At 61.2% G+C, this 23,323-nt stretch carries 22 protein-coding genes; 12 read left to right on the top strand and 10 right to left on the bottom strand.

Going from position 1 to position 23,323, the window contains the following annotated elements:
- Positions 1–6: 6 nt before the first annotated feature.
- Complete coding sequence (locus tag VVD49_RS08830) at positions 7–702, bottom strand: SURF1 family protein (RefSeq protein ID WP_327598774.1); 696 nt, start codon at positions 700–702, stop codon at positions 7–9.
- 142 nt (positions 703–844) lie between these two features.
- Here VVD49_RS08830 and VVD49_RS08825 point away from each other — a divergent pair, with 142 nt between their 5' ends.
- On the top strand, positions 845–1,045 hold the full coding sequence (locus VVD49_RS08825) for a twin transmembrane helix small protein (RefSeq protein WP_327598773.1): 201 nt from the start codon (positions 845–847) through the stop codon (positions 1,043–1,045).
- Between the two features lie 160 nt (positions 1,046–1,205).
- Here VVD49_RS08825 and VVD49_RS08820 read toward each other — a convergent pair whose 3' ends face one another.
- From VVD49_RS08820 to VVD49_RS08790, 8 genes are all read right to left on the bottom strand, one after another.
- A complete protein-coding gene (locus tag VVD49_RS08820; RefSeq protein WP_327598772.1) occupies positions 1,206–2,216 on the bottom strand; it encodes a cytochrome c oxidase subunit 3 in 1,011 nt (336 codons plus the stop codon).
- A 73-nt stretch (positions 2,217–2,289) separates the two neighbouring features.
- Positions 2,290–2,526, bottom strand: a complete 237-nt coding sequence (locus VVD49_RS08815) for a DUF2970 domain-containing protein (RefSeq protein ID WP_327598771.1) — start codon at positions 2,524–2,526, stop codon at positions 2,290–2,292.
- Positions 2,523–3,044, bottom strand: coding sequence for a cytochrome c oxidase assembly protein (locus VVD49_RS08810; RefSeq protein WP_327598770.1), 522 nt, complete (start codon positions 3,042–3,044; stop codon positions 2,523–2,525). The genes VVD49_RS08815 and VVD49_RS08810 overlap by 4 nt, the downstream gene beginning before the upstream one ends.
- Before the next feature lie 19 nt (positions 3,045–3,063).
- Positions 3,064–3,171 carry a cytochrome oxidase small assembly protein gene (locus VVD49_RS21800; RefSeq protein ID WP_416384886.1) on the bottom strand — a complete coding sequence of 36 codons (108 nt, stop codon included), beginning with the start codon at positions 3,169–3,171 and terminating at the stop codon, positions 3,064–3,066.
- Between the two features lie 11 nt (positions 3,172–3,182).
- The gene (ctaD, locus tag VVD49_RS08805) at positions 3,183–4,811 is read right to left on the bottom strand and encodes a cytochrome c oxidase subunit I (protein ID WP_327598769.1); all 1,629 of its coding nucleotides are present in this window, start codon (positions 4,809–4,811) and stop codon (positions 3,183–3,185) included.
- A 51-nt stretch (positions 4,812–4,862) separates the two neighbouring features.
- Complete coding sequence (coxB, locus tag VVD49_RS08800; protein ID WP_327598768.1) at positions 4,863–5,741, bottom strand: cytochrome c oxidase subunit II; 879 nt, start codon at positions 5,739–5,741, stop codon at positions 4,863–4,865.
- Between the two features lie 284 nt (positions 5,742–6,025).
- Positions 6,026–6,931, bottom strand: a complete 906-nt coding sequence (locus tag VVD49_RS08795; protein WP_327598767.1) for a DNA-binding response regulator — start codon at positions 6,929–6,931, stop codon at positions 6,026–6,028.
- Positions 6,918–10,358, bottom strand: coding sequence for a hybrid sensor histidine kinase/response regulator (locus tag VVD49_RS08790; protein ID WP_327598766.1), 3,441 nt, complete (start codon positions 10,356–10,358; stop codon positions 6,918–6,920). Before VVD49_RS08790 ends, VVD49_RS08795 begins: the two co-directional genes overlap by 14 nt.
- A 407-nt stretch (positions 10,359–10,765) precedes the next feature.
- On the opposite strand from VVD49_RS08790, the gene urtA reads away from it, so the two are divergent.
- The 7 genes from urtA to VVD49_RS08755 all read left to right on the top strand — a co-directional run bounded on the left by urtA (position 10,766) and on the right by VVD49_RS08755 (position 17,666).
- Positions 10,766–12,013, top strand: a complete 1,248-nt coding sequence (gene urtA, locus VVD49_RS08785; RefSeq protein WP_327598765.1) for an urea ABC transporter substrate-binding protein — start codon at positions 10,766–10,768, stop codon at positions 12,011–12,013.
- A 120-nt stretch (positions 12,014–12,133) separates the two neighbouring features.
- Positions 12,134–13,048 (top strand): urea ABC transporter permease subunit UrtB, encoded by a 915-nt coding sequence (gene urtB / locus VVD49_RS08780; protein ID WP_327598764.1) that lies wholly within the window; start codon positions 12,134–12,136, stop codon positions 13,046–13,048.
- A 53-nt stretch (positions 13,049–13,101) separates the two neighbouring features.
- Positions 13,102–14,334, top strand: coding sequence for an urea ABC transporter permease subunit UrtC (gene urtC / locus VVD49_RS08775; RefSeq protein WP_327598763.1), 1,233 nt, complete (start codon positions 13,102–13,104; stop codon positions 14,332–14,334).
- Between the two features lie 34 nt (positions 14,335–14,368).
- A complete protein-coding gene (gene urtD, locus VVD49_RS08770; protein ID WP_327598762.1) occupies positions 14,369–15,112 on the top strand; it encodes an urea ABC transporter ATP-binding protein UrtD in 744 nt (247 codons plus the stop codon).
- Between the two features lie 11 nt (positions 15,113–15,123).
- On the top strand, positions 15,124–15,813 hold the full coding sequence (gene urtE, locus VVD49_RS08765) for an urea ABC transporter ATP-binding subunit UrtE (RefSeq protein WP_327598761.1): 690 nt from the start codon (positions 15,124–15,126) through the stop codon (positions 15,811–15,813).
- Positions 15,814–15,966: 153 nt separating this feature from the next.
- The gene (gene fmdA / locus VVD49_RS08760) at positions 15,967–17,196 is read left to right on the top strand and encodes a formamidase (protein WP_327598760.1); all 1,230 of its coding nucleotides are present in this window, start codon (positions 15,967–15,969) and stop codon (positions 17,194–17,196) included.
- Between the two features lie 140 nt (positions 17,197–17,336).
- On the top strand, positions 17,337–17,666 hold the full coding sequence (locus tag VVD49_RS08755; RefSeq protein WP_327598759.1) for an FmdB family zinc ribbon protein: 330 nt from the start codon (positions 17,337–17,339) through the stop codon (positions 17,664–17,666).
- Positions 17,667–17,786: 120 nt separating this feature from the next.
- On the opposite strand, the gene VVD49_RS08750 is transcribed toward VVD49_RS08755, so the two are convergent.
- Entirely contained in the window at positions 17,787–18,698 is a 912-nt protein-coding gene (locus tag VVD49_RS08750) for a 2OG-Fe(II) oxygenase (RefSeq protein WP_327598758.1), read from the bottom strand.
- 180 nt (positions 18,699–18,878) lie between these two features.
- Here VVD49_RS08750 and VVD49_RS08745 point away from each other — a divergent pair, with 180 nt between their 5' ends.
- From VVD49_RS08745 to VVD49_RS08730, 4 genes are all read left to right on the top strand, one after another.
- A complete protein-coding gene (locus VVD49_RS08745) occupies positions 18,879–19,655 on the top strand; it encodes a GDSL-type esterase/lipase family protein (protein WP_327598757.1) in 777 nt (258 codons plus the stop codon).
- 71 nt (positions 19,656–19,726) lie between these two features.
- On the top strand, positions 19,727–20,653 hold the full coding sequence (locus VVD49_RS08740; RefSeq protein ID WP_327598756.1) for a DMT family transporter: 927 nt from the start codon (positions 19,727–19,729) through the stop codon (positions 20,651–20,653).
- Positions 20,654–20,681: 28 nt separating this feature from the next.
- The gene (locus VVD49_RS08735; RefSeq protein ID WP_327598755.1) at positions 20,682–21,455 is read left to right on the top strand and encodes a class II glutamine amidotransferase; all 774 of its coding nucleotides are present in this window, start codon (positions 20,682–20,684) and stop codon (positions 21,453–21,455) included.
- 265 nt (positions 21,456–21,720) lie between these two features.
- On the top strand, positions 21,721–23,292 hold the full coding sequence (locus VVD49_RS08730) for a hypothetical protein (protein ID WP_327598754.1): 1,572 nt from the start codon (positions 21,721–21,723) through the stop codon (positions 23,290–23,292).
- Positions 23,293–23,323: the final 31 nt, after the last annotated feature.

The raw sequence follows: 23,323 nt of genomic DNA, 5'->3' as shown, positions 1-23,323 counted from the left end.
ACATCCTTACGCCTTCTTCCGAGGGGACCGACGCCACTGGCGCCAGCCGAAGAATCCAGTCAGGCCAGCAGCCGTGACGGCAAATACAAACCACTGCAAGGCATACGCCTTGTGCTTGCCCACGCCAAGATCCGGACGCGGCCAATCGCGCAGCAAGGCGTCATGACCATCGCTCTCCTGAAACAGGATCAAGGAGCTCACCTTTTCCCCCAAGCGCGTCGCGAAGTGCGCAGGGTCGGCACGCTGCCAGACTGCCCCGGCTTCCTTGCCGTCATCCAGCCGGAAACCTGTCAGATCGGGCTTCAACATCAAGCCGTTCAGCGTAACGTGTCCGGCAGGTGTCGTAATCACAGGCAAATTGCTACGCAACAAGCCGGCGGCAACCCAACCACGATTGACGATTACCACACCTCCGCCGCCATCCAGCCGCAAAGGGGTAAGCACGTGGTAGCCCGTCTGCTTTTCACGCACACGATTGTCGAGAAACACGGTTTGCGGGGCAATCCAGGTGCCGCTCAACGCAACTCGCTGCCATTCCTCCAGCGTTGCAGCCGACTTCGCGGGTAAAGGCGCGCCGGCGGCATCCAGATGAGCCTGCCGCTCTGCCTTGTACTCGGCACGATGCACTTGCCAGAAGCCCAGGCGCACGCACAGGACGCACATCAACACACCCGCAACATACGGCGTGAGGCGAACAATCATGCGGCGGAATTCAGGCACGGGAAGTCTTGAACAAAACCTTGAATAAAGCCCACAGGCACATCGGCCAAGGCGGAAAACTATTGCGGAGCGCCATTCAGCAGCGCGCTAGAATCACGGCCTGAAATTCTACGGAAACGACATCATGCGTTGGGTCGTCATCGCACTATTGTTGGCCATCATGGCCAGCCTGGGCTCAGGTCTTTTCTCGCTCGTCAAAGACAAAAGCAACAGTGACCGCACCGTTCGCGCGCTGACCTGGCGCATCGGCTTGTCCCTGCTGCTTTTCTTGTTGGTACTACTGATCTACCGCATGGGCTGGGTGTCAGGTCACTTATTGGGCTGACTGACCTCAAACCTGCCCCTGACTCGCAACACCGTTCAGGGCGTCAACAAAATGCGGCGAGAGCGTGGCTGGCAAGGCGGCTCGCGCAGAGCAGTGCTTAGGCACGGCGAGCGAGCCAACGATGACCAGCTGCGCTCGCAGCCCATTTTTGTTGGCGTTCCTAGAGTACGTACACCACGATGAACAGTAGCAACCAGACGTAGTCCACAAAGTGCCAGTACCAGGCCGCCGCCTCGAAAGCGAAGTGGCGGTCGGCCGAGAAATGGCCAGCCAGCGAGCGCCCCAGGGTCACGATCAGCATGATCACCCCGATGGTCACATGCAAGCCGTGGAAGCCGGTCATCATGAAGAAGGTCGAGCCGTAGATGCCGGAAGTCAGCTTCAGGCCTTCGTGATAGGCGTGGATGTATTCCTCCGCCTGGCAGCCCAGGAAAACCAGGCCCAGCAGGATCGTCAGTGCGAGGAAGATGTTGAACTGCTTGCGATCACCCTTACGGATCGCCCAGTGCGCCCAGGTCAACGTCGCTGCCGAGGCCAGCAGTAGCGCGGTGTTGATCGCAGGCAGCCAGTCTGTCGTCATGACGCCCAGAAACAGACCGACCAGCACGACAGTCAGCACCAGCACCAGTTGTAGCTGACCACGTTGTCCGTGCTCCAGCGGCTTGTGTGCGTAAGTCACGGCAGCACCAGCTGCCACCATGAATGCCAGACCCAGCATGCTCTTGCCGAACGAAATCGTCGGAGCCATGGTCATTTCGAGCTCGCCCAACGGGCCAGCCGTTGGCCACGCGGCCTTGAACGCCGGCCAGAAGAGATTGCCGTCAGCACTCCCCAGATCATGGATGCCGATATGGCGCACATAGAACAGGGCGCCGAAGAAGGCGGCAAAGAACATCACTTCGGAGAAAATGAACCAGCCCATACTCCAGCGAAATGCCTTGTCGACCTGGGTGCCGTACTTGCCACTCTCCGATTCGCCGGCCACCGCGCCAAACCACGCGAACAACATGTAGATCAGCACAGCAAAGCCAGCGGCCACCAGCCAGGGGCCGACATCGAGATGGTTGACCCAGAACGATGCGCCGGCACCCAACAGCAACAATGCAAGCGAGCCGATCAGCGGATAGGTCGAGGGTTCGGGGACGAAATACTTATCTGTGGTCTGGCTCATGCTGGCCTTCTCCAAGGTTTTGCTTGATTTACTGAATTCAAAAACGACTGGTTTCGAAACTGTCGCGGACGCTTCACTGCGCGGCCTGCGAAATCACAAAGCGGGCGAGCATCGCGATGCTCACCACGAAAATTATGCCGCCAATCACTCCCGCCACGATCAAGTGCTTCGCCTTGAACTGCGCCGCATCGCGTTCGTATGCACTGCGCTTGCGGATGCCGATGAAGGCTCCCAGCACTGCACTTACCGTCGCAAAAAAACCCGGCCTGCCCTGCTTGCCACCCTCGCCATCGGCCACATCCGACCTCACTTTTGCGTGCCTTCCACTTCAAAGAAAGTGTAGGACAAGGTAAACACCGGCACTTCCGTCGGCAGCTTGCTATCCACCGTAAAGACCACCGGCATCACACGCTTCTCATGCGCCGCAAATGTCTGCTGGCGAAAACAGAAGCACTCCAGCTTCTGCACATGCCGTTCCGCAACCATTGGCGTGTAGCTCGGAATAGCCTGTCCGGTTACCGCCCGGTCCAGCGTATTCTCGACTTCGTAATCCACCCGCACCATCTGGCCCGGATGCACTTTCACACTTTCCTGCAGGGGCTTGAAGCGCCATGCTGAATTGCGTGTATTGGCATCAAACTGCACCAACACCGTCCGTGAAGTGTCGACCTGCGTATTGCTTACGCCCTTGTCGGCACGCCCCAGATTATTGAATCCGGCGATCTCGCAAATTGTCTTGTAGAACGGAATCAGCGCAAAACCGAACCCGAACATCGCGCATGCAGCAATCAACAACTTGATCCGCAGGGTGCGGTTTTCGCGCTTCATCTACCACCACACCTGCTGCTTAGAAACCGAACAACCATGTCTTCGCGACGAAGCCGGCAAAAAACGCCAGCGCGATCGATCCGAGTATCAGCAGGGTGCGCACATTCCGGCGTTTCCTGTCTTCCATCACGAGGGCGCTCAGTGGTGCTCCAGATAGCTCGGTGCTTCAAACTTCGGTGGCGTATCGAAGGTGTGGAAAGGCGCAGGCGACGGCACCGTCCACTCCAGACCTTCTGCACCGTCCCAAGGCTTGTCAGCGGCCTTCGGGCCACCCTTGATGCACTTGAGCACGATGTACAGGAAGAACACCTGCGACAGGCCGAAACCGAAGGCGCCGACCGTTGCAATCTCGTTGAAGTTCGTGAAGAACGGGTTGTAGTCCGGGATGCGACGCGGCATGCCGGCCAGACCCAGGAAGTGCATCGGGAAGAAAGTGATGTTGAACGAGATCATCGACAGCCAGAAATGGCGCTTGCCGAGCTTCTCGTCGTACATATAGCCGGTCCACTTCGGAATCCAGAAGTAGGTACCCGCGAACAACGCGAACAGCGAACCCGCCACCAGCACGTAGTGGAAGTGCGCCACCACGAAGTAGGTGTCCTGATACTGAATGTCAGCCGGCGCGACGGCCAGCATCAGGCCGGTGAAGCCGCCCATGGTGAACACGAAGACGAAGCCGACGGCGAACAGCATCGGCGTCTCGAAGGTCATCGAGCCACGCCACATGGTGGCGATCCAGTTGAACACCTTCACACCGGTCGGCACGGCGATCAGCATCGTCATGTACATGAAGGTGATCTGCGTCACGGCCGGCATGCCGGTCGTAAACATGTGGTGCGCCCACACGACAAAGGACAGGACTGCAATCGAAGCCGTGGCATAGACCATCGATGCATAGCCGAACAGCGGCTTGCGGGCGAAGGCCGGGATGATCTGCGAGACGATGCCGAAAGCCGGCAAGATCATGATGTACACCTCGGGGTGACCGAAGAACCAGAAGACGTGCTGGTACAGGACCGGATCACCGCCGCCGGCGGCATTGAAGAAGGACGTGCCGAAGTGGCGATCCGTCAGCAACATGGTGACGGCACCGGCCAGCACCGGCATCACGGCGATCAGCAAGTAAGCGGTGATCAGCCAGGTCCAGCAGAACATCGGCATCTTCATCAGCGTCATGCCGGGTGCGCGCATGTTCAGGATGGTCACGACGATGTTGATGGCGCCCATGATCGACGAGGCACCCATGATGTGCACAGCGAAGATCGTCATGTCCATGCCCATGCCCATTTGCAGGGACAGTGGCGCGTAAAGCGTCCAGCCCGCAGCGGTCGCGCCGCCGGGCACGAAGAACGAGCCCACCAGCAGCAGCGCAGCGGGCGGCAACAGCCAGAACGACCAGTTGTTCATGCGCGCGAAAGCCATGTCAGGCGCGCCAATCATCAGCGGCACCATCCAGTTCGCGAAGCCGACGAAGGCAGGCATGATCGCGCCGAACACCATGATCAGCCCATGCATGGTGGTGAGCTGGTTGAAGAACTCGGGACGCACGATCTGCAGGCCGGGCTGGAACAGCTCGGCGCGGATGGTCAGCGCCAGCACACCGCCGGTGAGGAACATCATGAAGCTGAAGAACAGGTACAGCGTGCCAATATCCTTGTGGTTGGTCGCCGTCATCCAGCGACGCCATCCGGTTGGCATATGGTGGTCATGGTCGTCGTGACCGTGGTGATCATGTCCGTGAACGGCGTCAGGGGTAACTGCGCTCATGTTCAGCTCCTGTGGGGATTCTGTGATGTGGATTCTGTGTGCAGGCGACAATCAGCTGGCCGTCGCAGGCTTCGGCTCGGACGCTGCGGCGGGTGCCGCCACGGCAGCAGAGGCTGCGGCTGGTGGCGCATTCTTCGCAGCAGCTTCAGCAGCCCGGGCAGCTACCCATTCGGTATAAGCCTGCGGTGAAACCACGCGCACGACGATGGGCATGAAACCGTGATCCTTGCCGCACAACTCGGCACAATTGCCGCGGAAGACGCCTTCCTTCTCGGCCTTGAACCAGGCATCACGAATGAAACCGGGAATCGCGTCCTGCTTCACGCCAAAGGCAGGCACCCACCAGGCGTGGATCACGTCCTGCGCAGTCAGCAGGATGCGGACCTTCTTGCCCACGGGAACGACAACTTCGTTGTCGACTTCCAGCAGGTAGTTTTCCCCTTTGTATTCGCCCTGATCAACCTGAGCGCGCGGCGTCGACAAGGTGGAGAAGAAGCTGATGCCCTGCCCTTCACCCTGCATGTAGTCATAGCCCCACTTCCACTGATAGCCCGTAGCCTTGATGGTCATGTCCGGATTGGACGTGTCCTTCATGGCCAGCACGGTCTTCGTTGCAGGCCAGGCCATACCCACGAGAATCAGTACCGGAATGATGGTCCAGAGAATTTCAACGGTGGTGCTCTCATGGAAGGTCGAAGCGACCGCCCCCTTCGATTTGCGGTGCGCGAAGACCGAATAGAACATCACGCTGAACACTGCAACGAAGATCACCACGCAGATCCAGAACATCCACATGTGGAGGTTGAACAGATCTTCGGCGATATGAGTAACGGGATTCTGGAAATTGTACTGACCGTCCAGCGCCAACGCCGGAGTTACAGCCAGCACACCCCCGATGAGAGCTGCTGCGCGTACTGCCATTTTTTTCATGTTTTTGAACACCTTTGTCGCAAGCCCGATCGTGACGCCACAGGAAAGCGCGCCAAAATTTGCGAGATGAACATGCTTGGGTCGATTTCGGGAGCCACGCACAGCAACGCAGCAGGCGTGATTTTGATCAGCGCGGATTTTCGCACAGCCTTGAAATGAGCGGCAAGAAGATTGATCAGAAACAAGCCGTCGCAGGCCTGAATAGCGTACGAAACATGCACTTGACGACGCTCGCTGCGGTTTTTTCAGGGCCATCTGCATACAAAACGCCCCATTCCGTCTGCTCATGCCAGCTGCAGATTGCGCGCAGCGGCGGCCGCCGCGGTGCGCGTTTCGACACCAAGTTTTTCAAAAATATGTTCGAGGTGCTTGTTAACAGTGCGCGGGCTCATGCCCAGGATGTCGGCAATGTCGCGATTGGTCTTGCCGCGTGAAACCCATAGCAGCACCTCGCCTTCGCGCGCTGTCAGCTGCGGCGGATTCCAGCCGTTGCCCGCTGGCGCGGCGTCACCGCGGCTCAATGCGACGATGCCTACCGCCTGGTCTGCCTCGCTGACCCGACGCGCGCGCAGCTTGCCTCCTGTCAGCGGAATCAGGCACTCATCCTGATTCTGTCTGAGCACCAGGATTTCCTGCAGCGGCGCCGCCAACACCGAGCCCTCCGTCAGCTGCAGCCCCGCCGGCGCCTCACCCGACAACTCGCGTAACAATATGCGCGCCGCTTCGTTAGACCACAGCAAGCGCTCGCCATCGGTAGCCAGCATGGCGACATCTGCCGCGTTCACGGCCTCGCGCGTCGCGCGCACGAGCCGCGCCGTGCGCGTGTGCGCCTGCAGGCGGGCGATGACCTCGGGCGGCGCCACCGGTTTGGTCACGTAGTCATTTCCACCCACCTCGAAGCCGCGCACGATGTGCTCCGTCTCGCCGAGGCCGGTCATGAACACCACCGGCATGTCGTCGAAGCGTGCACGGATCTGGCTGCAGGTCTCGAAGCCATCCATGCCCGGCATCTGCACATCGAGCAGGATGGCGCCGGGCGCGTGCCGGTCGAGATGGCGCAGCGCCTCGGGGCCACTGCGCACTGCATGCACCTTGAGACCCGCACCGCTAAGCTCCTGCGTCAGAAGCGCGATGGTGTCGGCGCTGTCATCCACGAGTAGCACATCGCAGTAGTCGTCATGCATCGGCATGCTGGGTCACCCGTTCGTCAGTGTGTTCGCCCGAAGGCTCCGCGTGCGACTGCTCCGCAATGGCTTGCGTCAGGCGCGCATTGAATTCCTGGATGTCATGCTCGATCAGTGGCAACAGTCGCGCGATCCACGCTTCGCATTCCGGCGAGTCCTCCTGCAGCTCGGCGAAACGTGCGCGCAAGGCACGTGGATAACCGCCCGCCGACAGCGCGAGCAATTCACGCAAGACATCGCATGACGGCGCCGTCACCGCGACGCCATGTTCGCCCTCGCGGATCCACTGCAGGCCGAGCACTTCGCGTACGGTCTGCAGCAGATCGGCTTCGGCCACCGGTTTGACGACGAAGCCGTTACTGCCGCTGCTTTGCGCAACGGAGTTCGGTTGCTCGGTGTTCTCATGCGCGTTGGCGGAGACCATCACGATCGGTGACATGAAGCCGCGCTCGCGCAATTGGCGACACACCTGCCAGCCCGTCGTATCGCGCAGATTGATATCGAGGAGGACCAGGTGCGGCTTTTCATCGGGCTGCATGGATTCGATCAGCGCCAGACACTCATCGCCACTGGCCGCATCGGCGATGGAGAAGCCCAGCGGTTCGAGCATGCCGCGCAGCACACCGCGATGCGCAGCCTCGTCGTCGACCACCAACACACGCCGGATGCCGCCCGCATAACCGCGGATCGGGCTATGAGCGACCTGCCCGTCTGCAGCGCTCAGCGCCGGCAGATAGACGCGCACCGAGAAGCGGCTACCCTCGCCGACACGACTCTTGAGCTGGATGTCGCCACCCATCAAGTCCACCAGCAGGCGCGTGATGGTCAGGCCGAGCCCTGTGCCCTCGACATCGGACGGACCCGTGCCGCGCTCGAAGGGCTGGAAGATGCGCTCATGATCCGCCTGTGCGATACCGACGCCCGTATCCGCAATCGTGATGTGCGCGATCTCGCGGCGATAGCGCACCAGCAGGCTCACGCTGCCCTGCTCCGTGAATTTCACGGCGTTGCCGAGCAGGTTGATCAGGATCTGCCGCAGACGTTTCGGATCGGCGTGCACGCGCGCTGGCAGCTTGCCATCGAGTTCGTAGCGGAACTGCAGGCCCTTGGCCTCAGCCATCGGCCGCAACATCTTGACGATCTGGTCCAGAAATTCGCGCAGGTCCACCGCCTCCTGCTCCAGACGCAGCTTGCCCGCCTCGATGCGCGACAGTTCCAGCAAACCATCGACGAGACTGGCGAGATGCTCGCCGCTGCGGCGGATCGTGCCGACTGCATCGCTCTGCGACTCCAGCATCTTCTGCCGCAGCAGGACCTGCGAATAGCCGAGGATGCTGTTGAGCGGCGAGCGCATCTCGTGACTCATGCCCGTAACGAAGCGGCTCTTGGCGAGGTTGGCGTTCTCGGCCAGCTCCTTGGCTTTCTGCAAGGCCGCGTCGGTCTGTCGGTGCGCATCGATTTCGCGCTGCAGCAGCTGGTTCTGCCGATCCGACTCTTCCTGCGCGACGTGGCGACTCTCATTGGCCAGCACCAGCCACCAGGTCACCACTGCGATCAGCAGGAACACGCCGGCAAACACTTTCCAGAACAACACATCGAGATCGCTGGACACCGACAGCGGCTCCACGTGCATGCGCAACCGCTCCTGTGCGTGCAGCAACCACAGCATGGCGCCGAACACACACGACGAACCGACCAACACGAGGCTGTATTGCCCGACACGGCGGATCATCGCGGGCGACACATTGGCGGGCACGAACCAGCGCACCACGTCGGTCAGTTGCTCGTGAATGCGTGTACCCGGTTTGCAGCGGTCGCCACAACGCGCATCCAGCGTGCAGCACAGCGAACAGATCGGACCACCATAAGCCGGGCAATGCGCCATGTCGTCGGATTCGAACTTGTTGCGGCAGATCGCGCAGCGCATGACCTTGTGGCGCGGCCCGAAGTCGACCGGCTCGCGCGCCATGGCGTAGCGGCTGCGCGTGGCGAGCGCGATGAGCGGCGCGGCAAACAATGCGACCAGCAATGCAACCGCGGCAGACGCAGGCTTGATCGCCTGGCCGAATGCGCCCGCGTAGGTCGCCACCGACAGCACCGACGCCAACAGCATTGCGCCGAAGCCGGTGGGATTGATATCGAAGAGATAGCCACGCCGGAACTCGATGTTCTTCGGCGACAGGCCGAGCGGTTTGCAGATCACCAGGTCCGCCACCACTGCACCGACCCAGGCCACCGCGAGATGCGCATAGAGCCCCAGCACCTGGTCCAGCGCCTCGAACACGCCCATCACCATCAGCAGGATGGCGATCAGCACATTGAACACCAGCCACACGACGCGACCGGGATGGCTGTGCGTCAGGCGCGCGAAGAAGTTCGACCAGGCCAGCGACCCCGCGTATGCATTGGTGATATTGATCTTGACCTGCGAGACGATCACGAACAGGCCGGCGAGGAAGATTGCACCGGCGCCGACTCCGACAACCTCCTGGAAACCGGCCAGGTACATCTGCATTGGCTCCAGTGCACGCTGCAACGGCAACTCGTGCTGAAGCGCGAGGAAAGCGAGGAAAGCGCCGCCCACCATCTTCGCTGCCCCCAGCACGATCCAGCCTGGTCCGGCCGTGATCACCGCAGCCCACCAGCGAAGGCGCGTTTCTTTGGTCGGCTCCGGCATGAAACGCAGGAAATCCACCTGCTCACCGATCTGAGCGATCAGCGAGGCTGCCACCGTCGCCGCTGCGCCGAAGGCTGCCCACGAGAACTCGCCCGTGCCGTTGTTACGTCCGTTGAGCGAGGCGAACGCTACGTACGCATGCGGGTCCTTCAGCGCCACGGCAACGAAGGGCAAGGCCAGCAACACGATCCACAGTGGTTGCGTCCACAGCTGCAGGCGCGAGATCAGTGTCACACCGTGCGTCACCAATGGAATCACGATCAGCGCGCTCAGCAGGTAGCCGAGCGAGCGCGGCATGTCGAACCACAACTCGAAGGCCTGCGCCATGATGGCCGCCTCGAGCGCGAAGAAGATGAAGGTGAAGCTCGCGTAGATCAGCGAGGTGATCGTCGAGCCGAGATAACCGAAGCCGGCACCGCGCGCCAGCAGGTCCATGTCGAGGCCACGACGTGCGGCGTGATAGGCGATCGGCAGGCTTGTGAGAAAGATTACGAGGCTCACCACGGCGATGGCCCACATCGCGTTGGTGAAACCGTAGCTCAGGGTGATCGATGCACCAATAGCTTCCAGTGCAAGGAAGGACACTGCACCAAAAGCGGTATTCGCCACGCGGAAGGCGCTCCACTTGCGGAAGCTGCGCGGCGTGAAACGCAGCGCGTAATCCTCCAGCGTCTCGTCCGAGACCCAGCGATTGTAGTCGCGCCGTATCTTGATGATGCGCTGTACCGGTTGCGGTCGTGCGACGGCCTGGTCCACTTCTGTGCGGCTCCCTGAACTTTTCTTGTTCTTATCAAGGCAAGGGTTGTGCCGGTACGCGTTGCGGCGATGTCGGTTCATATATGGGAGCGGGCATGACCCGGCCCTGTTGTCGTTCGTGGTGAAGTCGAAGCATGGGCCGATATGTTCATTACCCGGCCCACACCTCGACTTCATTTACTGCCCGATGCAAACGCTCTGGTGGGTAGCCCCTCGCCCTCACCATTTCCGTTCCACACCCGGCCTTGCGGCCTGCATCACCTCTCCCGTGATGCTGCGAATCATCTTCCTCACCAGATGCGTAGTGCACTACGTCAAACAACGTATTTCTGACTACGCATGCCGGTTCGAAGATGCATCCCAACAACGCAACAGGTGATGCGTTGGCATTTCACAGGGAGAGCACAATGAGCCAGCACGAACGATCCAGTAACCGTCGCCGCATCATGCAGGGCCTCGTGGCCATGCCGCTGATTGCTGCATCCGTCATCAGCTTTGCTGCCAATCCGCCGACGGCACAGGTCAACACGACCAAGCTCGCCGTGACCGACACGGAAGTCACCGTCGGCCAGTTGCACTCCGCAACCGGCACGATGGCCATCTCCGAAACCGGTTCCATCCAGGCTGAGCAGCTCGCCATCGACCAGATCAACGCCATGGGCGGTGTGCTCGGTCGCAAGATCAAGGTGATCAAGGAAGACGGTGCGTCCGACTGGCCGACCTTCGCCGAGAAGTCAAAGAAGCTCTTGATCAACGACAAGGTTGCCGCCGTGTTCGGCTGCTGGACCTCTGCATCGCGCAAGGCCGTGTTGCCGATCTTCGAGAAGGAAAACGGGATGCTGTACTACCCGACTTTCTATGAAGGCCTGGAGCAATCCAAGAACGTGATCTACACGGGCCAGGAAGCCACGCAACAGATTCTGTGGGGTCTCGACTGGGTCGCCAAGGAGAAGAAGGCCAAGACCTACTTCCTCGTGGGTTCCGACTACATCTGGCCACGCACTTCGATGAAGATTGCGCGCAAGCACATCGAAGGTCACCTCGCTACCAGCAAGGTCGTGGGTGAAGAGTATTACCCGCTGGGCCACACCAACTTCAACTCCCTGATCAACAAGATCAAGGCAGCGAAACCGGACGTCATTTTCATCGCGGTGGTGGGCGGCTCCAATGTGTCGTTCTACAAGCAGCTCAAGGCTGCAGGCGTGACGGCTGCCAAGCAGACCCTGCTGACCATCTCGGTGACCGAGGATGAAGTGCTCGGCATCGGCGGTGAAAACATGGCCGGCTTCTACGCCTCGATGAAGTACTTCCAGTCCCTCGATAACGCCAACAACAAGAAGTTTGTTGAAGCTTTCAAGGCCAAGTATGGCGCCAAGGCTGTGATCGGCGACGTGACCCAGGCTGCATATCTCGGCCCATGGCTGTGGAAAGCAACCGTCGAGAAGGCCGGCAGCTTCGATGTCGACAAGATCGCCGCAGCGAGCAAGGACATCGAGTTCAAAGGCGCGCCTGAAGGCTACGTGAAGATCCACGAAAACCATCACCTGTGGAGCAAGACACGTATCGGCATGGCGCAAGCGGATGGTCAGTTCAAGGTGGTTGCGGAGTCGCCTGAGCTCATCGAGCCGAATCCGTTCCCGAAGGGCTATCAGTAATCAGCTCGTCATCCCGGCGAAAGCCGGGATCCAGGTTGCTCGCGTGGAGCTGGATCCCGGCCTACGCCGGGATGACGACGTAAGTGTCTTCTGAAACGAATCAAAACCGGGGGGTACGCCATGTCATTTTCCGAAATGCTCAACATCGGCATGATGCAGGGCTTCGCCGGCCTCAGCCTGTTTGCCGTGCTGTTGCTGATGGGCCTGGGGCTCGCCATCATCTTCGGCCAGATGGGCGTGATCAACATGGCGCATGGCGAGTTCATGACCATAGGCGCCTACACCATCTTCCTGTTCTCGACCGTCACCGAGAACTACTTTCCAAAACTCGTCCAGTCCTACTTCCTCTTCGCGATCATCGCAGCCTTCCTGATCGCGTTCGCCGTCGGCTGGTTCATCGAGTGGGCGCTCATCCGCCATCTCTACAAACGTCCGCTGGACACCCTGCTTGCCACCTGGGGCGTATCGCTCGGCATGCAGCAATGTTTCCGCTCCTTCATCGGCCCGAAGGAAGTCAGCCCGACGCTGCCCGACTGGCTGATGGGTTCCTGGTCGCCGCATGAAGGGCTCGACATCCCCATCAACGGCATGTTCGTGATGGTGCTCACCCTGGTCGTCACCGGCGGCGTGCTGCTGGCCTTGTACAAGTCGCGCTGGGGCCTGCGGGTTCGCGCCACGGTCGCCAACCGCACGATGGCAAATTCCATCGGCATCAACACCAAGAAAACCGACCGCCTGACCTACGCCATCGGCTGCGGCATTGCCGGCATTGCCGGTGCAGCCTTCACCACGATCGGCTCGACCGGCCCTACCAGCGGCTCGCTCTACATCGTCGATGCCTTCCTCGTCGTGACTTTCGGCGGCGCAGCCAGCCTGCTCGGCACCGTGGCCTCGGCCTTCGGTATCGCACAGATGCAGTCGATCAGCGAGTTCTTCATGACCGGCTCGATGGCCAAGGTGCTCACGCTGCTGACCATCGTGATCATTCTCATGATGCGCCCCCAAGGACTTTTCGCTTCGAAGATTCGCCGTTGATCGCTGCATAGACAGCACACGCCCTGCACAACAGAAACGCACGAGGTATCAAGATGCTCAGCAAACTCAAAACCTGGATCGACCAACGCGGCCTCAACGGCTTCGTCATCCTCGCCATCCTGCTGGTCGTGATCTTCCCGCTGGCGATGGACATCTTCCGCCTCAACCTCGTCGGCAAGTACCTGACCTACGGCTTCGTCGCCATCGGCCTGGTCATGGCCTGGGGTTACGGCGGCGTGCTGAGTCTCGGCCAGGGCGTGTTCTTCGGTCTCGGTGGTTATGCCATGGCGATGTTCCTGAAACTGGAAGCGTCGGACCCGATCAGTACCAAGATCCAGTCCACGCCCGGCATCCCCGACTTCATGGACTGGAACCAGCTGACCGCGCTGCCAATGTTCTGGAAGCCCTTCCAGCATCTGCCGCTCGCCATGCTCGCGGTGATCGTGGTGCCAACCCTGCTCGCCTTCATCATCAGCTTCGCCATGTTCAAGCGCCGCGTCGGTGGCGTGTATTTCGCGATCATCACACAGGCGGTGGCGCTGATCCTCACCGTGCTCATCATCGGCCAGCAGGGCTACACCGGCGGCGTGAACGGCATCACCGACCTGAAGACGATGCTGGGCTGGGACATCCGCACCAACAGCGCCAAGTACATCCTCTACTTCGTCACCGTGGCGCTCCTGCTCGGCAGCATCTACCTGTGCCACTGGGTGCAGAAGAGCAAGCTTGGCACGCTGCTACTCGCCATGCGCGACAAGGAAGACCGCGTGCGCTTCTCTGGCTATGACGTGGCGATGTTCAAGGTCTTCGCCTTCTGCCTCGCCGCACTGCTGGCCGGCATCGGCGGCGCGATGTTCACGTTGCAGGTCGGCTTCATGTCGGCGAGCTTCGTCGGCATCGTGCCGAGTATCGAGATGGTCATCTTCGCCGCAGTCGGCGGGCGCATGTCGCTGGTCGGCGCCGTGTATGGAACCCTGCTGGTCAACTTCGGCAAGACCTACTTCTCCGAGAGCTTCCCCGACCTGTGGTTGTTCCTGATGGCAGCGCTATTCATCGGCGTGGTGATGGCCTTCCCGAACGGCCTCGCCGGTGTCTATACGAGCCACGTCAGGCCCTGGGTCATCAAGCGCTGGGCTGCGCGTGGCAAACCCGGCGGCACGGCCAAAGCGGTTGTCACCAACGAAGCCGCGCCGGAAGTGACCGTGATGGAAACACCGGCCACGACACCACGCACTGTCGCACCGATGAATGCCGGCATGGGCGGCATTCAAGGCCAATCGGCCTAAACCAGCGCTCAATCACAGGTACGGGAGCCACATCATGAGCAACACAGATTTCGTACTCGCAGTGGAAGACCTCACCGTCTCCTTCGACGGCTTCAAAGCGATCGACTCGCTCAATCTCTACGTCGATCAAGGCGAGCTGCGCGTGATCATCGGCCCTAACGGAGCCGGCAAGACCACGCTGCTCGACCTGATCTGCGGTCGCACGGCAGCCAGCGCGGGCAGCATCAAGTTCAAGAACGACGAAATGACAAAGCTGCCCGAATACAAGCGCGTGCGGCAAGGCATCGGTCGCAAGTTCCAGACACCTTCGATCTACGAAAACCTCAGCGTCTTCCAGAACCTCGAAGTCTCCTTCCCGCGCGGGCGCGGCGTGTTCGGTGCGCTGGCCTTCAAGTGCGATCAGGAAGTGAAGGACCAGGTGCAGAAAGTCGCCACCGAGATCGGCCTCGCCGACTCGCTCGATCTGGAGGCCGGTCTGCTCTCGCATGGCCAGAAGCAGTGGCTGGAGATCGGCATGTTGCTGATGCAGGACCCGGAGCTGTTGATGCTCGACGAGCCCATCGCCGGCATGAGCGCACGCGAACGCGAAGTCACCGCCGACCTGCTCAAACGCATCTGCAAGAACCGCTCGATGATCGTCATCGAACACGACATGGCCTTCGTCGCACAGATCGCCGACAAGGTCACCGTCATGCACCAGGGAAAGATCCTCGCCGAGGGCTCGATGGACAAGGTGCAGAACGATCCGAAGGTCATCGACGTATATCTCGGTCATTAGGAGAAAGAGCCATGCTGAACGTAACCGACCTCCACGTGGCCTACGGCCAGAGTGAAGCCCTGCACGGCATCTCGTTCGAGGCGAACAAGAACGAGACGGTCGCCATCATGGGCCGCAACGGCATGGGCAAGACCACGCTGTTCAAATCGCTGATGGGCGTGCTGCCGACCAAGAGCGGTTCGATCCAGGTGGCGGGCAACGAAGTGTCGAAAGACGAGAGCTATCGCCGCGTCGCCAAGGGCATCGCCTACGTGCCACAGGGCCGCATGATCTTCCCGACGCTCAGCGTCGAAGAGAACATCCAGACCGGTCTCGAAAACGCAGCGGTGAAGAAAGTGCCGGAAGAGATCTACGCGCTCTTCCCCGTGCTGTGGGACATGCGCCGCCGCAAGGGCGGCAACCTCTCCGGCGGTCAGCAACAGCAACTCGCCATCGCGCGCGCACTGGTCACCAATCCAAAGGTACTGCTGCTCGATGAGCCGACCGAGGGTATCCAGCCCTCCATCATCAAGGACATCGCCAAGGCGCTGAACGAGATCCGCAAGCTGCGCGAGATCACCATCGTGGTTTCCGAGCAGGTGCTGAGTTTCGCCATGGACGTGGCCGACCGTTTGTTTGTGATCGAAGGCGGGCGCCTCGTGCACGAAAGCCCGCGTGCCACCACTGACGTGGCGAAGATCAAGCAGTTTCTCTCGGTGTAGTGAGGACCAGGGCTGTCTGCACACGGCAGAAGTGACGCGTGCAGACAGCCCTCTACTAGCAGCCGGGAGTCTTTTATTTCTGTTCTGTCTTTTGTCTGAAGCACGGGATGCGAGCCATGGCAACTCGCCCCACTAAAATCAAGGAGGTGTGCGATGCCTGAAACACTCATCAAGGTCGACCTGAAGCAGTCCCCGTACGAGAACGAGAACATCCACAACCGCTGGCATCCGGACATCCCGATGGCATGCTGGGTCAACCCCGGTGATGACTTCAAGCTCGAGACCTATGACTGGACCGGCGGCTTCATCCAGAACAACGACAGCGCGGACGACGTACGTGACGTCGACCTGTCCACCGTTCACTTTCTCTCCGGCCCGGTCGGCGTGAAAGGTGCAGAGCCCGGTGACCTGCTCGTTGTCGAGCTGCTCGACATCGGCGCCAAGGAAGACAGCCTGTGGGGCTTCAACGGTTTCTTCTCGAAGAACAATGGCGGCGGCTTCCTCGTCGATCACTTCCCGCAAGCGCAGAAATCGATCTGGGATATTGAAGGCATGTTCACCAAGAGCCGCCACGTGCCCGGCGTGCGCTATGCAGGCCTGATCCACCCCGGCCTCATCGGCTGCCTGCCCGACCCCAAGCTGCTCGAGACCTGGAACACGCGTGAAGTCGACTTCATCGCCACGCAACCGGATCGCGTACCGCCGCTGGCCAACCCGCCCTTCGCCAAGACTGCACACCCCGGCAAGGCCAAGGGCGATGTCGCCGCCAAGATCGCCGCCGAAGGCGCACGCACCGTGCCGCCGCGCGAGCATGGCGGCAACTGCGACATCAAGGACCTGTCACGCGGCTCGAAGATCTTCTTCCCGGTCTACGTCGAAGGGGCAGGCCTGTCGGTCGGTGATCTGCACTTCTCGCAAGGCGATGGCGAAATCAGTTTCTGCGGCGCCATCGAAATGGCTGGCTGGGTGCACATGAAGGTCTCGCTGCTCAAGGGCGGCATGGCCAAGTACGGCATCAAGAACCCGATCTTCAAACCGAGCCCGATCACGCCGAAGTACGACGACTACCTGATCTTCGAAGGTATCTCGGTCGACGAGTACGGCAAGCAGCACTACCTCGACGTGCACGTCGCCTATCGCCAGGCCTGTCTCAACGCCATCGAGTACCTCAAGAAATTCGGCTACTCCGGCGCACAGGCTTACTCGATTCTTGGCACGGCGCCATGTCAGGGACACATCAGCGGCGTGGTCGATATTCCGAACGCATGCGCGACCTTGTGGCTGCCGACCGACATCTTCGAGTTCGATATCAACCCGACTGCGGCCGGGCCGGTGAAGTATCTCGATGGCTCGATCGACATGCCGCTGTCGCCTGATTTGTAAACACCAAGACCCACAAGAGCATCGTCATCCCGGCGAAGGCCGGGATCCAGTAACCCAGCGTGGCGCTGGATCCCGGCCTTCGCCGGGATGACGAAATGTGGTGGTTACACCCAGCAATCCTACTTACCGGGAGGATCGACATGCCCACCTACGAATACACCTGCAACGAATGCGGCGACTTCGACGTCGTGCGTTCCATCGCCTCGCGCAACGATCCTTGTCAGTGCCCGTACTGCGACGCTACTGCCGAGCGCGTCATGCGCACCATGCCGACACTCTCCACGATGGCAGCCACGACACGTACGGCCCACGCCACCAACGAACGCGCCGCGCATGAGCCGAAGCACTCATCGACGCATGTGCATAGTGCGACCTGCGGGTGTGGTAGCGGCAAGAAGACGACGACGGTTAAAGCGCCCGACGGCTCCAAGGCATTCCCGACCAAGCGGCCGTGGATGATCAGTCATTGAGCCAATGATGTAGGTCGGAAAAGCAAAGCGCCTTCCGACATCGGGGCTCGCAAACAACCACGGTGCAAGTTTGGAAGCACGATGTCGGAAGGCGCTTTGCTTTTCCGACCTACGCTCCGTCTACGCCTTGGGCGCATCCTCCGGCAGCCCGAAGAATCTCTGCCGCATCCACTTGGTCATGATCCATTTCTCGCCCGCGAGAATCGGCTTGCCGCCGTGATAGCTCAACGGGTCGACCTGTCCATCGGCATTGCAGTACTGGAAGTAAACCGCAGAGCCCTTCTTCGGCGCGATCGAGATGCCGGCCTTCGGGAAGAAGGTCTCGCCGCCTTCCTGCACGTCGCTCAGATAGGTAATCAAGGTACTCACGCGCTGCCCGCCGATGACCATGCGTTTGTGGCTGCCCGGGTTCTGCGGCGGGAAGTAGTCGTAGTGCGGGTGGTACTGATCGCCGCCGACGCGGTAACGCAGGATGGACAGCCCCTCGCCGTTTTCCTTCGGCGCGTTCAGCAGGCGCGCGATGCGCTCTTCCAGCATGTTGAGGAAGTCGTTCTCCCCACGACGGAAATACATGCCGTCGCTGATGCGATGGCCCGTCACGGTCGACTTGCCCGTCACCGGGTCGATGACGGTAGAGGGCTTGATGCGCGGCGTCGCCATCTCTATCACGCGCGCGCACTCCTCGTCCGACAGCAGGTTGTTGAAGAGGATCACGCAGGGCTTCTCGATGCGCATGGCCACTTCCACCACGCGATCACCTAGATCAATGGAGTTGCCTGCAGCGATATTCACCACGTCGTTCACGTACTCGCCTGTCGCGCCGCTCGGCTTGAAGAAGGGCGGCACGAAGGTCGACTTCGGTGGTGGCATGGGCGGTGGCATGCCGGGTGACATCAGGCTGGCGACGATGTAGGTTGCAGTCTGTGGGTCAAAGCCCGCAGCCACCATCGCCTTGATGATGGTATCCGGCGCAGCGCGCTGCTGGATGTTCTGCCGCAGCCAGTTTCCCCAGTCCTCGTCCAGCTTGATCATGCAAAGCCCTTCCGCTGCCAGTCATCCACAAAGTCGGCGCACACGATAGCGCGAAAGACGGGCCCCGGTTCCCGCAGTGCGCAAGTGCGCGCGCGCCGGCCCTTTCCATACACCCTCCTTTTCATCTCCCTCTCCAGCACAAACGGGCGACAATGCATCCCTGCCGCCACGGAGGCTCATATGCAGCCCAATCACCTCGCCCCCCTTGCCCGTCTTCGTTCGCTTGCTCTGCGCCTCACGCTGGGTGCGGCGGTGTTGCTGCTGAATGCGTGCTCCGGCACGAGCACTCCCACGCCTGCCCGGCCCACGGCCGAGGAGGCCCCACCCAAGAGTGCGCCACAATTCATACAGGCCCATCAGCGCTTTCTTGAGCGCGGCATGCAAGGGCCGGTCGATGTGCTGTTCCTGGGAGACTCGATCACGGCAGGGTGGAGCAAGGCGCCGGACGTCTGGCAACGCCACTATGGCGCGTGGCGACCAGCCAATTTCGGCATCGGCGGCGACCGCATAGAGGACGTGCAATGGCGCATCACGCACGGCGAGCTCGACAACATCCGCCCCAGGGTCGTCGTCCTGATGCTGGGCACTAACGATACGGGCAACCTGAGCGGAGCACAGATTGCTGAAAGGAACCGCGTCGTCATCGACACCGTGCGCACGCGACTGCCCGACACGAAAGTCCTGTTGCTGGCCATCTTCCCCCGCGGCCCGCGCAACACGGAGCCCGCCAATATTGACGACGCCCGACGCCGCATGCAGATCATCCGCGCGGCCAACGACAGGATGGCAGCGTTCGACGATGGCAAGAGCGTGCGCTTTCTCGATATCGGCGAGCGCTTCATGCGTAACGGCCTCATCCCGCCCGAGGTGATGCCCGATCAGTTGCACCCCAGCCACGCCGGCTATGTCATCTGGGCAGAGGCCATGCAACCGCTCTTCGACGAAATGATGCGCTGAGGTGAGTGATGCGGCGGCCATCGGGCAACACGCCCAATCCGCCCTAGCCTCGCCCCTGATGAACGGCGACAATGCACGCCTCTCCTGAAGAGGCCACCATGCCGCTCGCCACGCCGTTTGCCAGCTTCGCCCGCCTCATCCTGCTCGCCGCCATCTGGGGCGCGTCCTTCCTGTTCCTGCGCATAGGCGTACCGGTCTTTGGCCCCGGCAAGCTGATCGTATTGCGCGTCGGCATCGCAGCGATCTTCCTGCTCGGTGTCGCACACTTCGTGAAGAAGCGCCTGCCCTGGCGTGGCAACATCAGTCGTTTCTTCATCATGGGCCTGCTCAACTCCGGCCTGCCCTTCGTGCTCTACGCTTTTGCCGCGCAGAAGCTCAACGCCTCGCTGCTCTCCATCGTCAATGCCACGGCACCGATCTTCGGCGCTGTCGTCGCCGCAGTCTGGTTGCGCACACCGCTGACACGCACGGCCCTTGCCGGTCTGGCCATCAGCTTTGCAGGCGTCACGCTGATTGTCGGCACCAGCGCCGGCACGCATGGCGATGGCTGGTGGCTGGCGATCCTTGCGGCACTCTGCGCACCACTCTGCTACGCCTTCGCCACCAGCTACGCGCGCAAACATGCCACGGACATCTCAGCCTTCGACCAGTCCCACGGCAGCATGTGGGCCGCGACCATCGCCGTACTGCCGCTGGCATTGTTCAGCCCCATACGGCAGACGCCAGGCCTGCACGACTGGCTATCCGTTCTCGCCCTGGCCGTGGTGTGCACCGGCTGGGCCTTCATGATCTTCTTCCGCCTCGTCGACGAGATCGGCCCGGCGCGCACGCTCACCGTGACCTTCCTCATCCCGGTGTTCGGCGTGCTGTGGGGCACGCTGTTCCTCGGCGAGCAGGTCACCGCGTGGATGCTTATCGGCGGGCTTATCGTCCTGCTTGGCACCGCGCTGGCAAACGGGCTGATCAAGCCACCTGCGGCATCCCGCAAAAGCACATAATCGTTCATCCGCCTGGAAGAGACGCGCCATGTGCCAACTGCTCGGCATGAACTGCAACACCCCGACCGACATCGTCTTCTCGTTCGAAGGCTTCCGCCGCCGTGGCGGCCTCACTGACGAGCATGCCGATGGCTGGGGCATCGCCTTCTTCGAAGACGATGGCTGCCGCGTCTTCCTCGACTACCTGCCCTCCGCCACCTCGCCTGTCGCCGAGCTGGTGCGCAACTACCCGATCAAGAGCCGCAACGTCATCGCCCACATCCGCAAGGCGACGCAGGGCAAGGTCAGCCTCGCCAACACCCACCCCTTCCGCCGCGAGCTGTGGGGGCAGGACTGGCTGTTCGCACACAACGGCAACCTGAGCCTGCCCGAGTCGTTTGCCTGCACGCAGGGTTGCAGATTCCAGCGCGTCGGCACCACCGACAGCGAGCAGGCCTTCTGCTGGCTGCTCAACCAGCTCGCCGCCCGCTTCGCGCGCGCACCTGAGCTGGCGGAACTTACCGATGCGGTACGTGAGCTGACCGCAGAACTCGCCGGGCACGGCACCTTCAACTTCCTGCTCTCCAACGGCAAGGCCCTGTTCGCGCACTGCGCCACCAACCTCTACTACATCGTGCGCAAGGCGCCGTTCAACACTGCTCACCTGTCGGACGCAGATGTGACGGTCGACTTCTCACAGGTCACCACCCCCAACGACCGGGTTGCCGTCATTGCCACCCAGCCACTCACCGACAACGAGCAATGGACCCGCATGGGCGCGGGCGAGCTGCTGGTATTCACGGAAGGCCGGCTGGCCAGCTGAGTCGCAAGGCGGCGGGCCCGTCGCCGGGGCTTTCCACGCCCCTCCCGCACGCCCCCAGCCATCCGGGCAGGTCCCGCCTCGCAAGGCAATCCTGCAACAACTCTGTGCGAGCATTTGCGACGCGCCCTCGTCAGTCCCTTGTACGTGAGGGCGCGGCCGTGCCGACACACGAGGCAGGCAAGCCCAGGCGTAAACGGGAGCAGTTCCTGCTTTGTTTGCCCCATGGCGGCGATACGCCGGCAACGATCCTAACGAGAGCGGACACATGCTAGACCGCACACTGCAGTCACTGGAAAGGCACGAGAGCAACCGGTCGCGCACCGCCGGCGTGTGGCTGCACGCCAACGCTGCGAGACTTGGCGCGCTCGTCGTGCTGTGCGCAATCGGGCTGATCGCCTGGAGCATGCTGATCGTCCCGCCCAATATGGACGAGTTCATTCCCTACATGCCCATCGCGTGCGGCGTCCATGAAAACGCGCCGCGTGAGCTGGTGGAGTGGCGTTGCGGGCAGTTCCCGGCCCAGACCGTGTGGCACTACCTCTATGCCCGGCCTTACCAGTACGTTGGCATGCTCTCTTCGGCCATCTATTACCCGGTGTTCCGGGCATGGCCAAGCATCTACTCCAACTACCTTCTAGGCCTGGTTTTCGCACTGGCCTTCTACGCCTGCCTCATCAAGCTGCATCGCCTGAACACGAGCTGGATATGTGCACTGCTGTGCTTCTTTCCCATCACCTTCCAGATGATCCACGACACCGGGCCGGTGAGATTCTCCTTGCTGGCCTTTGGCTGCGTCGCACTACTGACCCGACGCATGGAGTCTGCGGGCACAGCTACGAAGTTCGCGTGCGGGGCGCTTGTGTCGCTGTTCATTGCACTCGCCATCGAGGACAAGCCTTTCTTCGCACTGCTGCTACCGGGCCTGGCCTGCTACGCCCTGGCATTCTGCGAAAGCTCGCCCAGGACTTTCGTGGCCAGAAACTGGCCCGCCCTGGCGACGTCGGCGATCCTGCTCACGCTGTGGGTATCCCTGATCGTCTTCCAGCGCTCTGGCGACAATCTTGACCGGTTCTACTATCAGGAGCTGCTGGTCTCGGGGCGTCTTTACGACATTCCCCACCTGATCGGGCGTACCGGCGCCTATCTCCTGTCACCAGTCGCCTACACCCACCGGATCTATCTCCCGGGCTCCATTGCGCTCGCAAGCTCAGCCGCTTTGTTCGTAGTTTTCTTCTGGCTCCCGATCTTCGCAAGAGGACTCCCGATACGCGACCGCCGCAGCTTCATGTTGCTACTGTCGGCGCTCTTGCTCTTCCTGGCATTCCTCCACAACAAGGCCGTGTGGGCGGGCCATCATTTCATTTTCATGATGGTGCCATTGCTCTCCTTGTACCTCGGGAAACTGGGCGCCCTCCGGGCCATTACGCTGAAAGCAGGCCTGGCCGCAGGCGCGCTCTCGGCGGTGACAATCGTGAGCTTTTCGGGATTCCAGCCCGGCAACAGTGGAAATCGCGACGAAGTATTTGACTACCTGTCGAGCGAGGCCGCGGCAACTGAGAGCGTCTTCAACTTTTCGGAATGGGGCATGTACTACCAGCAGGCGCTGTATGGGCCCTCAGCACAGGTCGTCACGATGCAGTCCATACGCGACCGGGCCGCAGCCACTCCGCTGATCAGGCTCGCCACGAAACAGGGACGCGAGATCCTGAACATCTGTGCGGCCTGTGATCTGCAAACCGTCTCTCGCGGCTTCGGCGGACTCCCCGTCGAAGAGATCAAGCTGGGCGGCACCCCGTGGAAGATATTCAAGGTATCCATCTTGCCCAGCCGGCCCTGATCAGCGCCGAGCACGCGACACACGCGTGCGC

Origin of the sequence: Uliginosibacterium silvisoli (assembly GCF_036017035.1) — a bacterium.
In the GTDB taxonomy this organism is placed as follows: domain Bacteria; phylum Pseudomonadota; class Gammaproteobacteria; order Burkholderiales; family Rhodocyclaceae; genus Viridibacterium; species Viridibacterium silvisoli.
The sequence above is the reverse complement of the archived record's forward strand: the minus strand, read 5'-3'. Positions and strand labels throughout refer to the sequence as shown.

Excerpts from the sequence above, each read along its gene's own strand:
- VVD49_RS08825 (WP_327598773.1), top strand. The coding sequence starts at position 845 with ATGCGTTGGGTCGTCATCGCACTATTGTTGGCCATCATGGCCAGCCTG.
- VVD49_RS21800 (WP_416384886.1), bottom strand. The coding sequence starts at position 3,171 with ATGGAAGACAGGAAACGCCGGAATGTGCGCACCCTGCTGATACTCGGA.
- urtE (WP_327598761.1), top strand. The coding sequence starts at position 15,124 with ATGCTGAACGTAACCGACCTCCACGTGGCCTACGGCCAGAGTGAAGCC.
- coxB (WP_327598768.1), bottom strand. The coding sequence starts at position 5,741 with ATGAAAAAAATGGCAGTACGCGCAGCAGCTCTCATCGGGGGTGTGCTG.
- VVD49_RS08735 (WP_327598755.1), top strand. The coding sequence starts at position 20,682 with ATGTGCCAACTGCTCGGCATGAACTGCAACACCCCGACCGACATCGTC.
- VVD49_RS08830 (WP_327598774.1), bottom strand. The coding sequence starts at position 702 with ATGATTGTTCGCCTCACGCCGTATGTTGCGGGTGTGTTGATGTGCGTC.
- VVD49_RS08745 (WP_327598757.1), top strand. The coding sequence starts at position 18,879 with ATGCAGCCCAATCACCTCGCCCCCCTTGCCCGTCTTCGTTCGCTTGCT.
- VVD49_RS08740 (WP_327598756.1), top strand. The coding sequence starts at position 19,727 with ATGCACGCCTCTCCTGAAGAGGCCACCATGCCGCTCGCCACGCCGTTT.
- urtC (WP_327598763.1), top strand. The coding sequence starts at position 13,102 with ATGCTCAGCAAACTCAAAACCTGGATCGACCAACGCGGCCTCAACGGC.
- VVD49_RS08755 (WP_327598759.1), top strand. The coding sequence starts at position 17,337 with ATGCCCACCTACGAATACACCTGCAACGAATGCGGCGACTTCGACGTC.
- VVD49_RS08730 (WP_327598754.1), top strand. The coding sequence starts at position 21,721 with ATGCTAGACCGCACACTGCAGTCACTGGAAAGGCACGAGAGCAACCGG.
- urtB (WP_327598764.1), top strand. The coding sequence starts at position 12,134 with ATGTCATTTTCCGAAATGCTCAACATCGGCATGATGCAGGGCTTCGCC.
- VVD49_RS08750 (WP_327598758.1), bottom strand. The coding sequence starts at position 18,698 with ATGATCAAGCTGGACGAGGACTGGGGAAACTGGCTGCGGCAGAACATC.
- ctaD (WP_327598769.1), bottom strand. The coding sequence starts at position 4,811 with ATGAGCGCAGTTACCCCTGACGCCGTTCACGGACATGATCACCACGGT.
- urtA (WP_327598765.1), top strand. The coding sequence starts at position 10,766 with ATGAGCCAGCACGAACGATCCAGTAACCGTCGCCGCATCATGCAGGGC.
- VVD49_RS08795 (WP_327598767.1), bottom strand. The coding sequence starts at position 6,931 with ATGCCGATGCATGACGACTACTGCGATGTGCTACTCGTGGATGACAGC.
- fmdA (WP_327598760.1), top strand. The coding sequence starts at position 15,967 with ATGCCTGAAACACTCATCAAGGTCGACCTGAAGCAGTCCCCGTACGAG.
- VVD49_RS08820 (WP_327598772.1), bottom strand. The coding sequence starts at position 2,216 with ATGAGCCAGACCACAGATAAGTATTTCGTCCCCGAACCCTCGACCTAT.
- VVD49_RS08810 (WP_327598770.1), bottom strand. The coding sequence starts at position 3,044 with ATGAAGCGCGAAAACCGCACCCTGCGGATCAAGTTGTTGATTGCTGCA.
- urtD (WP_327598762.1), top strand. The coding sequence starts at position 14,369 with ATGAGCAACACAGATTTCGTACTCGCAGTGGAAGACCTCACCGTCTCC.